We start from the raw sequence: 13,775 nt of genomic DNA, 5'->3' as shown, positions 1-13,775 counted from the left end.
GGATGCCGGGTATTCAGGTGTGTCCCGGGTCAGCCTGTTTACGGCAGGTAATTGCAATTATTGCGGAAAGAAATACGTACCAGCCGGTTATCAGGGGTATCGCCGCAATGCCCCACCAGATAAACAGGACGAGCGATGGTAACAGGAAAAGGTATCTCACCCTGTTGCCGGCCAGCCTGAAATGTCTGAATTTAATGCTGAACATCCGTATGGGTATCACCATTAGCACAGACACGATAATACCGGCTGATACAAGTGTGGCGGGGTTGAAAAAAAACTCCCTGACCAGGGTGAGTTCGGAGGTAACCAGGACGTAACCTGCAGAGGCTATGAATATTCCGGCGGCAGGCGATGGGAGTCCGCTGAAATCATCGCTTTCGCCCGTGCTGATATTATATTTCGCAAGCCTTATGGCTGCAAAAACAACTGGCAGGAATGCACTTGCCAGAATCAGGGTGTGCGGGACTGACAGGCTTTCATAACCGTGATGCGGGGCTGACATAACAAGAGAGGTATTGATAAGATGAAAAAGGATGAATGACGGGGCAGCTCCAAAGCTGATTATATCGGCAAGGGAATCGAGCTCTTTCCCGAACTCCGAATATGCATCCAGTAGCCGGGCTGCAAAACCGTCTGCAAAATCGAATATCCCTGCCAGAAGGATCAACAGGCCTGCAAGCGCAGGGTCACTGAAGCTTATAAGGATGGCCATGCATCCTGACAGAAGGTTAAACATTGTAAAGATGCTCGGGATGATCTTTTTTAGGGGAGAGAATGATAATTTTAACATGGCGCTGGTTGGTTTAGCCCGGAAGCAGATTCGGGGTTGCTGCAATAATATGTTGCAAAAATAAGTTAAAAATGATAGTTTGCACTCCTGATTTCAGGTTTTGTCTGTTATGGTAAGAATGATAATATACAGGGTATTAATTCCGGTTCTGGCAATATTTGCCTGGTTACATGACCTTTCAGCCCAGCCGGCAAAATATTCCAATGAATTTCTGAATGTTGGGATAGGGGCACGTTCACTGGGAATGGGCAGGGCTTTTGTTGCCGGGGCATCGGATGTGACTGCGGCATACTGGAACCCTGCTGGAATGCTAGGGTTAGCCGGAAAGCATGAGGCGTCTCTGATGCATGCCCAGTATTTTGCCGGAATTGCAAAGTTTGATTATATCGGTGTGGGCAGCCGCCCCGATGAGAGAAGTGCTGTTGGGGTCTCTCTCTTGCGGTATGGGGTTGATGACATACCTAATACGATTGACCTGATGGACGGTGACGGTAATATTGACTATGACCGGATAAGCCGGTTTTCGGTGGCGGATTATGCCCTGTTGATTACCTATGCGCGTAGCACCGCTATTGAGGGACTCGATGTTGGAGGAAACCTGAAGATCATAAGGAGGGTGGTTGGTGAGTTTGCCTCTGCATGGGGGTTTGGTGCAGATATTGCTGCAAGGTACAGGCACAGTAACTGGATCTTCGGAGCTGTGCTCAGGGATGCCACAAGTACATTCAATGCATGGCAGTTCAATGAGGAGAAGCTGGTAATCGAGGTAGCCGATTCATTGTTCAATGTTCCTCCGGAGAACTCTCTGGAACTGACACTTCCACGCCTTCATCTCGGGGTGGCAAGAAATTTCGTAATATCGGAAACGGTATCACTGCTTGCCGAGTTCAATGCTGCGGTATCTTTTGAAGGACGGACGGCAGCGGTATTGAGCAGCAGTCTTTTAGGCGCTGAACCTGTGCTCGGGGCCGAATTGAATTACAGCAACCTTGTCTATCTGAGGGCCGGAGTTGGGAATGTGCAACAGGTAACCGAATTCGGCGGAAATAAGAGACTGCTGGCTGATCCTTCGGCGGGAATCGGACTTCAGCTTGGCAGCCTCTATCTGGATTATGCTCTGGGCAATATCTCTCCGCAGACTATAACGCTCTACTCGCATATATTCTCGGTCAGGTATGTTTTTGGAGTGGAGTAAAATGATGACCCAAATGAAGATAGCAATTGATTTTGACGGGACCATAGTTGAGGATGAATACCCGGATATCGGCAAACCTATGCTTTTTGCCTTCGAGACTATGAGGGAACTGCAGAAACAGAAACATCAGCTTATTTTATGGACCTACCGTTCGGGGAGCGAACTTAATGAGGCTGTTGATTTTTGCAGACAGCACGGTGTTGAGTTTTATGCTGTGAACAGCAGTTATCCCGAGGAGGAGTACGAACCCGGAAGCAGCCGGAAAATTCACGCCCATATCTTTATTGACGACCGCAATATCGGAGGTTTCCCGGGATGGAGCAAGGTGTGGCAGATGCTGAATGGAGAGTCCGGAGGTGACGACGGTACTGATATGGCTATACAGCCAGTCAGGAGAAGTGGTTTATGGAGAAGACTTATGGGGAAATAAAATCTTTAAAAAATATGATGCATACCATTTTTGCACTCAGCACCCTTATGAAAGTCAGGCCTTTCGCTTTTTATGCAACAGCAGCTCTGCTCCTTGCTGCCAATCCTCTCTTGCACTCAGGGTGCTCTGAACAACCTGCCACCGGAAACGGAGCAGGGGAGACGAGGATTGAGGAAGAGGTGCCTGCCGCCCCTGTGACGGCAAGGGGCCGGATTGCCAGTCCGAATGACGGCGATGTTTTTATAATTGGTGACGATATTACTTTTAATGTTGTATTTGATGATGATCCAGGGGGGATAGCCGAAGTGAAAATGGCTGTTGATGGCAGGGATGCAGAATTCGAGGGTAGTATTCCGGGTACCATTACATGGGATTCGGATAACTGGCCGGCAGGAACCAGGCATATCAGGTTTTCAGTGGTATATGAAGACGGCAGCAGGGAGAATTTGCAATTGAGGGTTGTACTCTATTCTGATATTTCTCCGGTTCGTTATACATACAGGATTGTGAACAGTTACCCGCATGACATAAGGGCTTTTACACAGGGGCTGGTTTACCATGAAGGATACCTGTATGAATCTACCGGCCAGTACGGAAGGTCAACACTCAGAAAGGTGCGGCTCGAAACAGGAGAGGTGCTGAGAAGCCTGAATCTTGACAGGCAATTGTTCGGTGAGGGGCTGACAGTTTTAAACGGCAAGCTTTACCAGCTCACATGGCAGTCGCGCGTAGGGTTCGTTTACGATCTGGAATCTTTCAGGCTGCTGAACAGGGTTCACTATGAAACTGAGGGATGGGGCCTTACCAATGACGGTATAAACCTCCTCAAGAGTGACGGGTCACATTATATCTACATCCTTGATCCGCAATACTTCTCCGAAACCGGGAGAATAGAGGTTTATGATAATAACGGCAGGGTTGACGGGCTGAATGAACTGCAGTATATCGACGGGATCATCTATGCGAATGTTTTCGGGACCGATGAGGTGGTTATGATTGAGGCGGCCTCAGGCAGGATTACCGGCGTGATTGATCTTACAGGACTGCTGGACAGAAGATATCATCATCCCAACCTCGACGTCCTTAACGGAGTTGCATGGGACAGTGAAAATGAAAGGCTTTTTGTAACAGGCAAAAACTGGCCAAGGCTATTTGAAATTGAGCTGACCAGGATGCAGGCGAACATGCAATGAATATCCGGGCCGTTGGCCGGGAATTGCTGGTCAGGCTGATCTTCCAATAAGGACTTTAATGCTTTTTGGTATTATATCAAATGTGAACGGACTGTGGCCCAGTGATTCGCCATCAGTCTCAAGGTGTATCAAAGGTTTGCTGTCGATGTAAACCGATCTGCCCCTGTAGGTTTCAACCATTGGGTGTTTGTTGATTGTCCCGTTATACAGTCTTTTTATATTGAGAATAACATCGTGTTTCTTGATCTTGTTTATGACCGTGATATCAAAGAGTCCGTCATCAGGAACTGCATCGGGAAGTGACATCATTCCTCCCCCATTGTATTTGCATATACCGATACTTATATTGAAAATGTTGTTTCGGATTTCGTTCGAATCTATTTTTATAGTCGTTTTGGTGTGACGGTATTTCAGCAGGCTGGTCACTATACTTTTAAGGTATGCCCATGAACCTCCTTTACCGGCTTCCTTAAGCTTGTTGGTTTTGCTTACTACAAGTGCATCAAACCCTATGCCTGCTATATTTACAAAATATCTCCTGTTCTCGGTACTGCCGCTGTAATACTTCACTACACCTGCATCCTGGATGAACCCGTTGTTCATTTTTATTGTGGAGATCGCCTGTTCATAGTCCCGCGGAATACCGAACATTCTTCCCCAGTCATTGCCTGTTCCAACGGTAATCATCCCCAGGGATATTTCCGGTGTAGGATATCTTTTTTGCATGAAGATCCCGTTGACTACCTCATTCATGGTCCCGTCTCCGCCTACCACGATTAAATTCTTAAAACCTTCTTCTATGTGCGAGACTGCAATCTCAATAGCATGCCTGGGCGACGCGGTGAATTCCGCTTTATAGTTCAATCCGGCCTGATCCAGCAACGATGATATCTTTTCCCAGTCTTTCTTCCCTCTTCGTCTGCCCGCATTAGGGTTCACTATAACGAGCCAGGTATTCTCAGATTCTGCTCTCATTTTTATTATTTACAGGGAGCTGCGCTGGTGCCCAGCATATTTAAGCCCTCAAACCTATACTTTTTTTATTTATTACACAAACGCCGGGCTGTTTTCCGTCAGGCAGCAGCAGTAATAATTGAAGGGCCCCATATTTATAAACAAAAACAAAAATGTTATTCTATACCGTGTGGTGACAGGATATTGCTAATGAGTTATTTCCAAGCACAATGTTGATAAACTGTTGAAAAGCCCGGTTTCATTGTTAAAAACTAGGGTTTGGCTAACCTTATCAGTTCTCCTATTTAAGTTGTAATTTTGGTCTTTCTGAGATTTTTTTAACTATCATTGTCCAGTTTTTAAACTACATTATAGAATGGCCAAAATAATTGCACTAGCAAATCAGAAGGGGGGGGTTGGTAAAACAACTACAGCAATTAATCTTTCAGCAAGCCTCGCGGTACTTGAGAACAGGGTTCTGCTCATAGATGCTGATCCGCAGGCAAATGCAACATCAGGTATGGGATTCGATATCCGTACAATTAAAACAAGCATTTATGAATGCCTTATCGATGATGTTGATCCAAACAGCATTATCCTTAATACAGAGGTAGACAGGCTTGACATTATACCTTCACATATCGACCTGGTAGGTGCAGAGATAGAGATGACAAATATGCCGGCCAGGGAGCAGATCCTTAAGTCTGTTATATCCAGGATAGAGGACAGGTATGATTTTATTCTGGTGGATTGTTCTCCGTCACTCGGACTCATAACGCTCAATGCACTTACAGCTTCAGATTCTGTTCTGATCCCGGTTCAGTGCGAGTATTTTGCACTCGAGGGCCTTGGTAAGCTGCTTAACACTATCAAGATAGTGCAGAGCAGACTCAACACATCGCTTGAGATCGAGGGGTTCCTTCTTACTATGTATGATTCGAGACTTAGGCTGTCTAACCAGGTAGTGGAAGAGGTCAAAAAACATTTCCAGCAGATGGTTTTTGAAACGATTGTGCAGAGGAATATAAGACTCAGCGAAGCTCCCAGTTTCGGCAAGCCTGTTCTGCTTTATGATGTGAATTCAACGGGTGCCGTAAATTATCTCAATCTTGCCAGGGAGCTGCTGCAGAACAATGACAAGACAAAAATGAGCGATGCTGAGAAAGTTATAGAGTAGTACTTATAAATAAAACAAGAAAATCAGGATAATGGCTGCAAAGAAGAATGCATTGGGACGGGGCCTCAGCGCACTGATTTCCGAAGAGGAGCCTTCGCGCAGGCGGGAAGGGTTGCCCTGGTATGATGAGATAAGCCTCAGCATGATCGAGGCAAACCCGTTCCAGCCAAGGACCAGGTTTGAGGAGGAGCCTATCCAGGAGCTTGCCTCTTCGATTCGGGAGCTGGGTGTAATCCAGCCCATTATTGTCAGGCAGAAGGATGATGGAAGGTACCAGCTGATTGCGGGAGAGAGGCGTATGAGAGCTGCCGGAGTTGCCGGCCTTGATACAATACCTGCCTGGATAAGGACTGCTGATGACCAGGCATTGCTGGAGATGGCCCTTGTTGAGAATATTCAGAGGGAGGACCTTGATGCCATTGAAATAGCAATAAGTTATCAGCGGCTGATGGAAGAGTGCAGCCTTACCCAGGAAAACCTCAGTCAAAGGGTAGGCAAAAAGAGGTCAACAATATCTAATTATATAAGACTGCTTAGGCTGCCTGCTGAAATACAGCTTGGCATAAAACACCGGCAGATAAGTATGGGCCATGCAAGATCCCTTATCAGTATTGATAACCCTGATGCACAGCTTGAGATTTACAATAAGATAATCTCCAACGACCTCTCGGTCAGGAAAATTGAAGAGATGGTCAGGAAAATGGAGACCACTGAGCCTGCAGATACTACTGATGAAAGGCAGACAAAGAGTGAGCCTGACAGCTATGAAACGCTTCGTGACCACCTGGCAGGATATTTTGGCACCGATGTTCAGTTCAGGAGAAATGAAAAGGGAAAGGGTAAGATAGTCATTCCTTTCAGCTCAAATGATGAACTGGAGCGGATAGTGGGATTGCTTGACAAGCTAAATACTTAAACTCTCACGCAGTACGTTATTGAGAGGTGCCCGAATATTTACCGTTTTGATAACAAGATCCCGAAACTTACATATCTTCAAGCTGGTACTGTTGCTTGCAATTGTATCCGGCCGTCAGGTTTATGCCGGCCATACCGGACATGACAGCCTTGTGGCAGGATCAGAACCCCGGTCACAAACTGCAGCACTGACCCAGGAAGATACCCTTTATACGGGTGTCACAGTTTTTGAAGGTGATGACCGGTTTATTCCCGATCCGCGAAAAGCAGCTATCTATTCGGCGGTTCTTCCCGGACTCGGGCAGGTTTATAACCGCCGGTACTGGAAGGTGCCTATTGTATATGGCGGTTTTGCCGCCCTCTCATGGTATGCGATGTTTACCCATGATGAGTATGCCAGATACAGGAATGCGCATAGTTTTCGTACTGACGGCAATCCGGAGACAATAGATGAGTTTGCAGGTGATTTCAGGTATACCGAAGATGTGCTCAGGAGGTTCAGGGATTACTATCGCAGGCAGCGTGACCGCACCTATATCTGGATCGCGGCCTTTTACGCTCTCAACATTATTGAGGCCACCGTAGATGCTCATTTTTTTGAGTTTGATGTGAGCGAGGATCTTGGGATGAAGGTCAGTCCCGTTATGACATTGCCCGGTCATCCGGTTGCCGGAAAACCGGGATTCAATCCCGGAATGGGAGTCAGGTTCAGTGTGAAATTTTAATATATTTGCAGCAGATAATTGTGAGCCTGATATGAAGAGACTGCTATACATTCTGTTTTCGGCCCTGGCAGTTCTCTCCCTGATATCATTCAATGCACGGGGAGCTGAAGCTGATACTATTCCTGTTCGAACTGCTGTGCATGAAAACGACACTCTGCCGGAAGGCATTATCACCACTGCAGAGGCGACCATACCTGAGATAACTGATCCTGTTGAACTGGATTTTGAGAGTAATCTTGACAGCCTGCTCAACCTCTGGTACGTCAGTAATGCACCCCGCCGGGCCAGGACCGGGCCACTGGCCGACAGCTCGGGTTTTGTCATTCCCTCTTTTCCGGATTCGGTTTATATTGAGAGGCTTGCAAGGCTACCGTCTGTGATTGATCTCTCCTTCAACAATGTTGTAAGGAATTATATCAATGTCTATACCGTCAACCGCAGGGAGCAGATGGAAGTGATGCTTGCCCTGACTGAGTATTATTTTCCGCTTTTTGAGCAGATTTTGGACTATTATGATATTCCGCTCGAACTGAGGTATCTGCCTGTCGTTGAATCTGCCCTCAATCCGAGGGCGGTATCAAGAGTCGGTGCCACGGGCATCTGGCAGTTTATGTTCGGCACGGCAAGGATGTATAACCTGACAATGAACTCTCTTGTGGATGAGCGTCGTGACCCGTATGCTTCGACACATGCAGCCGCGAGGTACCTGAAAGATCTTTTTGGGATATACAATGACTGGACACTTGCTCTTGCCGCCTATAACTGCGGCCCGGGTAACGTTAACAGGGCCATAAGGAGGGCAGGGGGCTCAAGGGATTACTGGAGGATCTACTATTTCCTGCCAAGGGAAACAAGGGGTTATGTGCCTGCATTTATTGCTGCAACATATGCAATGAACTACTACACGGAGCATGCCCTGAGTCCGGCTGACCTGGAACTGCCTCTGTTTACCGATACTGTAATGATAAACAGGAACCTCCATCTTATGCAGGTTGCAGAGGTACTCGATATCCCGGTCAGTATGATAAGGGACATGAACCCGCAGTACCGGCGCGATGTGATCCCGGCAGATGAAAGACCTTTTCCTTTAAGGCTGCCGGCAGGGGAAACAACCAGGTTTGCCGGACTGGCCGACAGTGTTTATGCATATCGGGCAGATCATTACCTGAAAAGGGAGAACCTTGTTGTTACGCCCGGTCGTCCCGGAGTGATGCCTGATCCTCCGGCGGGCCGCTCCCAGGTGAACTATACGGTCAAAAGCGGCGATAATCTCGGATATATTTCACAATGGTTCAATGTCAGGGTGTCTGACCTGAGGCACTGGAACGGTATAACCGGCAACCTTATAAGGACAGGACAGCGGCTTGTTATATACGTGCCTTCAGATCAGACCGGTTATTATAACCAGGTCAATAATCTGAGCTTTGCTGAGAAACAGGCACGGGTCGGCAGGGCTCCATCTGCCAACCGGGCTGATGTTATTGTTGTTAGTGACGATTCGGGAGAATTTCTCTATTATACGGTTCGCCGCGGAGATACTCTTTGGGGTATAGCGAGGCAGTTCCCGGGAGTCAGTGAGCGTGACATACTGAGGCTTAACAGCCTGAGTAACGCCAACCGGATATACCCGGGCCAGCAGCTCAGGATCAAGCCGTCAGGATAGAAGCGCATACTCCAGATACCTGGTTCTTCGCATCTTTGACGGCATTGCTTGGCGGTTATGTCAAAAAGTCGTATGAAAAACCAGGTTAATCCACTTACCGTATTGCTTTTTATCTCTGCCGTACTCATTGTTCTTGCGGCTATATCGCTGTTCTTTCCCCCTGAAGGCATAAAGATCAGCGATGATTTCAGGATCAGGTTTCCCAGCCTGAATTCAGTGCTGCAGCCTGATGTACCTGAGTATGCTGATATATCCCATTTAACGGAACGGTACCGGCCGGATGAAGAGTTTACCGGCGAAGAGCGGACGGTCAGGGATACAACCATACCTGGCACAGAATCCGTTCCCCCTGGTAAAGAGCCTGACCCGCGTAGTGAAGAACCTTCTCCCCCTTCTATAGAGTTTGAACCGCATAGTGAAGAACCTGTCCCGGCTGAAGAGGAACCTGCCCCGGCCGATGAAGGCAGTCTCAGGGAGGTCATATTCCCGCTGGAGTTGCCGGATGATGAATTCAAAGTGCTTGATCCCTTTTTCGGCCAACTTCATAATGCCGGTGAGGGAGGGGGTGCTCTGAGGATAATTCATTATGGCGATTCGCAGATTGAGAACAACAGGATAACCTCTGCATTTAGAAACAGGATGCAGGCAAGGTTTGGCGGAGGTGGCACCGGCATGTTCCCGGTTATTTCACCTGCTCCGCACAATGCATCTGTCAGGGTGGTGACCGGTGGAAACTGGGTCAGGTACACACCATTGGAACGGGCCAGGGAGAGCAGGGAGACCTTCCGTTACGGTTTGCTGATGTCGTTCTGCTCGCTTGAGCCTGCAACAGAAGGCAACACTGAAGGGGCTTTTACGCTCAGGCCAACGGGAATGGGTCCGGCACGCTCGCGTGAGATGGAGATGCTGACGGTTTTTACGGGGTTTAACAGCAGTCCGTTTACTGTTGAGTTGCTGTCGGGGGAGCAGAGAATTGATGCAGACCTGATCTTCCCGTCCGATTCACTTATGTTTGCAAGGTGGCCGCTTCCGCACGGAAGTGCAGAGTATACTGTCCGGTTTGCCGGTCGGGGCAGTCTTCCTGTTTTTTCGGTGTCGATTGATAATTACCGGGGAGTAGGCATTGACAATGTGCCTATGAGGGGAAGCAGCGGACTGGAGTTTTCCCGGAGCAGCCGGGAGCCTATGGCAAAGATGATGGAGTTGCTGAATGTCCGGTTACTTATCTTGCAGTTTGGTGTAAATATTGTTCCGGATATTGCCGATGACTATACATGGTACGAGAACTCACTGGTCAGGCAGATAAATTACCTGAAGTCACTTTCGCATGACATTTCAATAATAGTAATTGGAGTATCTGACATGTCGAGGACAGGGCCCGGAGGATATTATGAATCATTTCCCAATATAGGACTTATCAGGGATGCCCAGAGGCGTGCCGCCTTCCGTTCAGGCGCGGCTTTCTGGGATCTATACGGGGCAATGGGGGGAAAGAACTCCATGCCATCATGGGTGAATGCTGATCCGCCGCTTGGACAGGCTGACCATATTCATTTTACCTTCCGGGGTTCGGCGCTTATTGGTGATCTGCTTTATGATGCATTAATGTATCAGTACGAAGCCTGGCTTGAAAATAAACGGTTCTGAGATGTTGGCCGGCCGGGCCGTTGGAGTCGCAGTTTGAATATTTATTTTTAATTTCGGGCATAACCTGCATGTTGATGGACCTGTTCCCAGGAATTTTAAAATATTCGGAAGAGACACCCATGCTTTTTACACGTCTCTATTTCTGGGGCTTCTTCCTGGTGCTGCTTGTGGGGTACAGCCTGGTATACAAAAAGAAGACCCTGCGCAATGCCTGGCTTTTTGCAATGAGCCTCTTCTTCTATTACAAGTCGGGCGGCTATTTCTTTTCGCTACTGGTCTTTTCCACCATAGCAGATTTTGTTCTGGGACATCTGATTTTCAATGCCGGCAACAGATTTCGGAAACGATTGTGGCTGGCAGCAAGCGTAACAGTGAATTTAGGTCTGCTGGCATATTTCAAGTATGCCTATTTCCTGACCGGACTGGTCAACAGGGTTGCCGGAACCGATCTCGAGGTTGTCAATTTTTTATCACTGCTCTACAACAGGCTGGCCGGCGGAAGTATGGATGTGTCGGTAATTGTGCTGCCTGTGGGAATATCCTTCTTCACCTTTCAGACCATCAGCTATACAGTCGATGTCTACCGGGGCAAGCTCCGCCCGGTTGGCAACATCATTGATTTTGGTTTCTATGTTTCATTCTTCCCCCAGCTTGTGGCGGGGCCTATAGTACGCGCGGCTGAATTCATGCCCCAGCTTTATGCCTCCTTCAAACTTACCATGCAACAGATGGGCCATGCAATTTTTCTGGTGCTGAGCGGACTGGTAAAGAAGATGGTGATATCCGACTATATTTCGGTGAATTATGTTGACAGGGTGTTTGACAATCCGCTGGCATATTCGGGATTCGAGAACATGATGGCTGTTTACGGGTATTCGGTGCAGATATACTGTGATTTTTCGGGCTATACCGATATTGCGATAGGAGTGGCCCTGCTTTTGGGCTTCAGGCTTCCGGTTAACTTCAACTCACCCTACAAGGCTGTAAACATAACGGACTTTTGGCGGAGGTGGCATATTTCGTTATCCTCATGGTTGAGGGATTATCTTTATATCCCTCTCGGGGGAAGCCGGAAAGGGATCTTACGCAGGTATGCCAACCTTATAGTGACTATGCTGCTGGGCGGATTGTGGCATGGCGCAGATCTGAGGTTCATCATCTGGGGCGGACTTCACGGTGTTGCTCTTGCCGTGCATAAGGCCTGGCAGGGGCTGTTCCCCGGCAGCAGGACAGGAACGCGCATGCCGGGTTTAAGGAGGTTCCTTTCGGTTTTCATCACATTCCAGTTTGTCTCCTTCGCCTGGCTCTTTTTCAGGGCTGAAGGCATGTATGAGGTGAATGCAATGGTTTCGCAGATGATCAGCAGTTTCGGAGGCGACCTGGTTCCCGGAATGACCATCGCTCACAGAAACGTCTTTTCGCTTATGGCGGTTGCCATGATAATACACTGGCTTCCTGCCAGGCTGAAGGAGTATTACAGGGGGGCATTCATAAGGTCGCATCTTCTTATCAAGATTGTGGCGGCCGTTTTGATTGTATTTGTAATATACCAGGTACGGTCGGCCGACATACAGCCTTTTATCTATTTCAGGTTCTGACAGACCCTGTCGGTTCTGCTGGTGCAGATGTACGCCTGTTGTACGGTTCCGGACAACAGGCGGGTGCCCGCGGCATTTCTGATATTTGCTTTATGGGCATATATACAGGGATTTATTGATGTTGGCACGAACATTGATCGAAAAGCGGGTAAAGTGTATTGGAGTGTATTGTTACGTCAGTTGATCATGTCGGGGAAGATAATAAAGTATGCCCGGACCGACACGATCCAGAAGAATGATAAAAAATAGTTTTGTATTATGAAGAAGAATGTTTTTGCCCCGATCCTGGTTTGCCTATTTTTGACAGCATTTCCTGTGAGCGCGCAGAATGACGAGGTTCCTGAATCCAGGCCTTTCCAGTTAAGTGTTTTTCCGTTTGTCGGCACAGAGGGTGTAAACAGCCATAAATATGTATATGATGTATCGCTGAACCTGTTTGGTGGGGTAACCGGTGGAGTTGATGGAATTGAATTCGGAGGTTTTTTGAATATCAACAGGTATTCGGTTACCGGACTTCAGGCTTCAGGATTTGGAAACATAACGGGCGGAGAGGTCGATGGAGTGCAGTTTTCAGGTTTTTTTAACCTAAGTGGTTCGAATGTAAAGGGAATACAGGGCGCAGGCTTTCTGAACATTGTAAATGGCGATGCCAGGGTACTTCAGGGTGCCGGTTTTGGTAATATTATTTCCGGTAATTCAAGAGGCTTACAGGGTAGTGGTTTTGCCGGGATTACTTCAGGTAACTTTGAAGGAGTCCAGGCTTCAGGATTTAGCAGTGTTACCGGCGGGAAGCTATCAGGGGTACAGATATCTGGTTTTGCCGGAATTGCCGGAGAAGTTGATGGTGTTCAGGGCTCCGGATTTGCAAATGTGGCCGGCAGGGTTGAAGGTATACAGGTGGCCGGTATCGTTAACGTGGCCGGAAATGTAAAGGGAGTGCAGATAGGTGTTGTGAATATTGCCGACTCGGTTGACGGGTTCCCGATCGGACTGGTAAGTATTGTAAGAGACGGTTACCAGAAGGTTGAATTTTGGGGGGGAGATGCCATGAACCTTGGTATCGGAATAAAGACAGGCGTCAGGCGATTTTATAATTTTTTAACATTAGGGGCTCAATTTTTGCATGACAATACAGTTATTAGTTACGGATATGGTATTGGTTCGGAGTTTATCCTCCGGGATGAGCGCTACCTGAATGTTGAGATTATTTCGCATTACCTTATGGAGAACCGGTGGTGGGAATATGACAGGATCAATGTACTTAACCAGCTTCGGGTAACATATGCCACGGATATTGATAACAGGTGGCAGTTTTTTGCGGGCCCGGTACTGAATGTTCAGGTGGTAAGAGCGGGCAGTGAAGGAAACAGCGGGACCAGGGTTGCACCATACCATATCTTTGAGTTTAGCAGCAGGCATACTGACACCTGGGTTTGGGCAGGCATAAACGCAGGATTCAGGTTTTGGTAGTTTTTCATAATTTAGGTT

Annotated in this window: 11 protein-coding genes and 1 pseudogene; 10 read left to right on the top strand and 2 right to left on the bottom strand. The window is 47.8% G+C overall.

Annotated elements, in window-relative coordinates; translation table 11 throughout:
• Positions 1 to 13 precede the first annotated feature (13 nt).
• The gene (locus tag EA408_09115) at positions 14 to 790 is read right to left on the bottom strand and encodes a CDP-diacylglycerol--serine O-phosphatidyltransferase (GenBank protein TVR71493.1); all 777 of its coding nucleotides are present in this window, start codon (positions 788 to 790) and stop codon (positions 14 to 16) included.
• A gap of 154 nt (positions 791 to 944) precedes the next feature.
• Between EA408_09115 and EA408_09110 the strand changes: the two genes are divergently transcribed.
• Entirely contained in the window at positions 945 to 1,985 is a 1,041-nt protein-coding gene (locus EA408_09110; protein TVR71534.1) for a hypothetical protein, read from the top strand.
• Positions 1,986 to 1,998: 13 nt separating this feature from the next.
• A pseudogene (locus EA408_09105) lies at positions 1,999 to 2,423 on the top strand (hydrolase).
• 1,215 nt (positions 2,424 to 3,638) lie between these two features.
• On the opposite strand, the gene EA408_09100 reads toward EA408_09105, so the two are convergent.
• Positions 3,639 to 4,583 carry a diacylglycerol kinase family lipid kinase gene (locus EA408_09100; GenBank protein TVR71492.1) on the bottom strand — a complete coding sequence of 315 codons (945 nt, stop codon included), beginning with the start codon at positions 4,581 to 4,583 and terminating at the stop codon, positions 3,639 to 3,641.
• A 355-nt stretch (positions 4,584 to 4,938) separates the two neighbouring features.
• On the opposite strand from EA408_09100, the gene EA408_09095 reads away from it, so the two are divergent.
• The 8 genes from EA408_09095 to EA408_09060 all read left to right on the top strand — a co-directional run bounded on the left by EA408_09095 (position 4,939) and on the right by EA408_09060 (position 13,757).
• A complete protein-coding gene (locus EA408_09095) occupies positions 4,939 to 5,739 on the top strand; it encodes a ParA family protein (GenBank protein ID TVR71491.1) in 801 nt (266 codons plus the stop codon).
• A gap of 31 nt (positions 5,740 to 5,770) precedes the next feature.
• The gene (locus tag EA408_09090; protein TVR71490.1) at positions 5,771 to 6,655 is read left to right on the top strand and encodes a ParB/RepB/Spo0J family partition protein; all 885 of its coding nucleotides are present in this window, start codon (positions 5,771 to 5,773) and stop codon (positions 6,653 to 6,655) included.
• Positions 6,656 to 6,746: 91 nt separating this feature from the next.
• Positions 6,747 to 7,379, top strand: coding sequence for a hypothetical protein (locus EA408_09085; protein ID TVR71489.1), 633 nt, complete (start codon positions 6,747 to 6,749; stop codon positions 7,377 to 7,379).
• 31 nt (positions 7,380 to 7,410) lie between these two features.
• Positions 7,411 to 9,042, top strand: coding sequence for a LysM peptidoglycan-binding domain-containing protein (locus tag EA408_09080; protein ID TVR71488.1), 1,632 nt, complete (start codon positions 7,411 to 7,413; stop codon positions 9,040 to 9,042).
• Between the two features lie 72 nt (positions 9,043 to 9,114).
• Positions 9,115 to 10,689, top strand: a complete 1,575-nt coding sequence (locus tag EA408_09075) for a hypothetical protein (GenBank protein TVR71487.1) — start codon at positions 9,115 to 9,117, stop codon at positions 10,687 to 10,689.
• Between the two features lie 74 nt (positions 10,690 to 10,763).
• The gene (locus EA408_09070) at positions 10,764 to 12,287 is read left to right on the top strand and encodes an MBOAT family protein (GenBank protein TVR71486.1); all 1,524 of its coding nucleotides are present in this window, start codon (positions 10,764 to 10,766) and stop codon (positions 12,285 to 12,287) included.
• A gap of 27 nt (positions 12,288 to 12,314) precedes the next feature.
• Entirely contained in the window at positions 12,315 to 12,536 is a 222-nt protein-coding gene (locus EA408_09065; GenBank protein TVR71485.1) for a hypothetical protein, read from the top strand.
• Between the two features lie 9 nt (positions 12,537 to 12,545).
• Complete coding sequence (locus EA408_09060; GenBank protein TVR71484.1) at positions 12,546 to 13,757, top strand: hypothetical protein; 1,212 nt, start codon at positions 12,546 to 12,548, stop codon at positions 13,755 to 13,757.
• Positions 13,758 to 13,775: the final 18 nt, after the last annotated feature.

Source organism: Marinilabiliales bacterium (assembly GCA_007695015.1).
GTDB lineage: Bacteria > Bacteroidota > Bacteroidia > Bacteroidales > PUMT01 > PXAP01.
The sequence above is the reverse complement of the archived record's forward strand: the minus strand, read 5'-3'. Positions and strand labels throughout refer to the sequence as shown.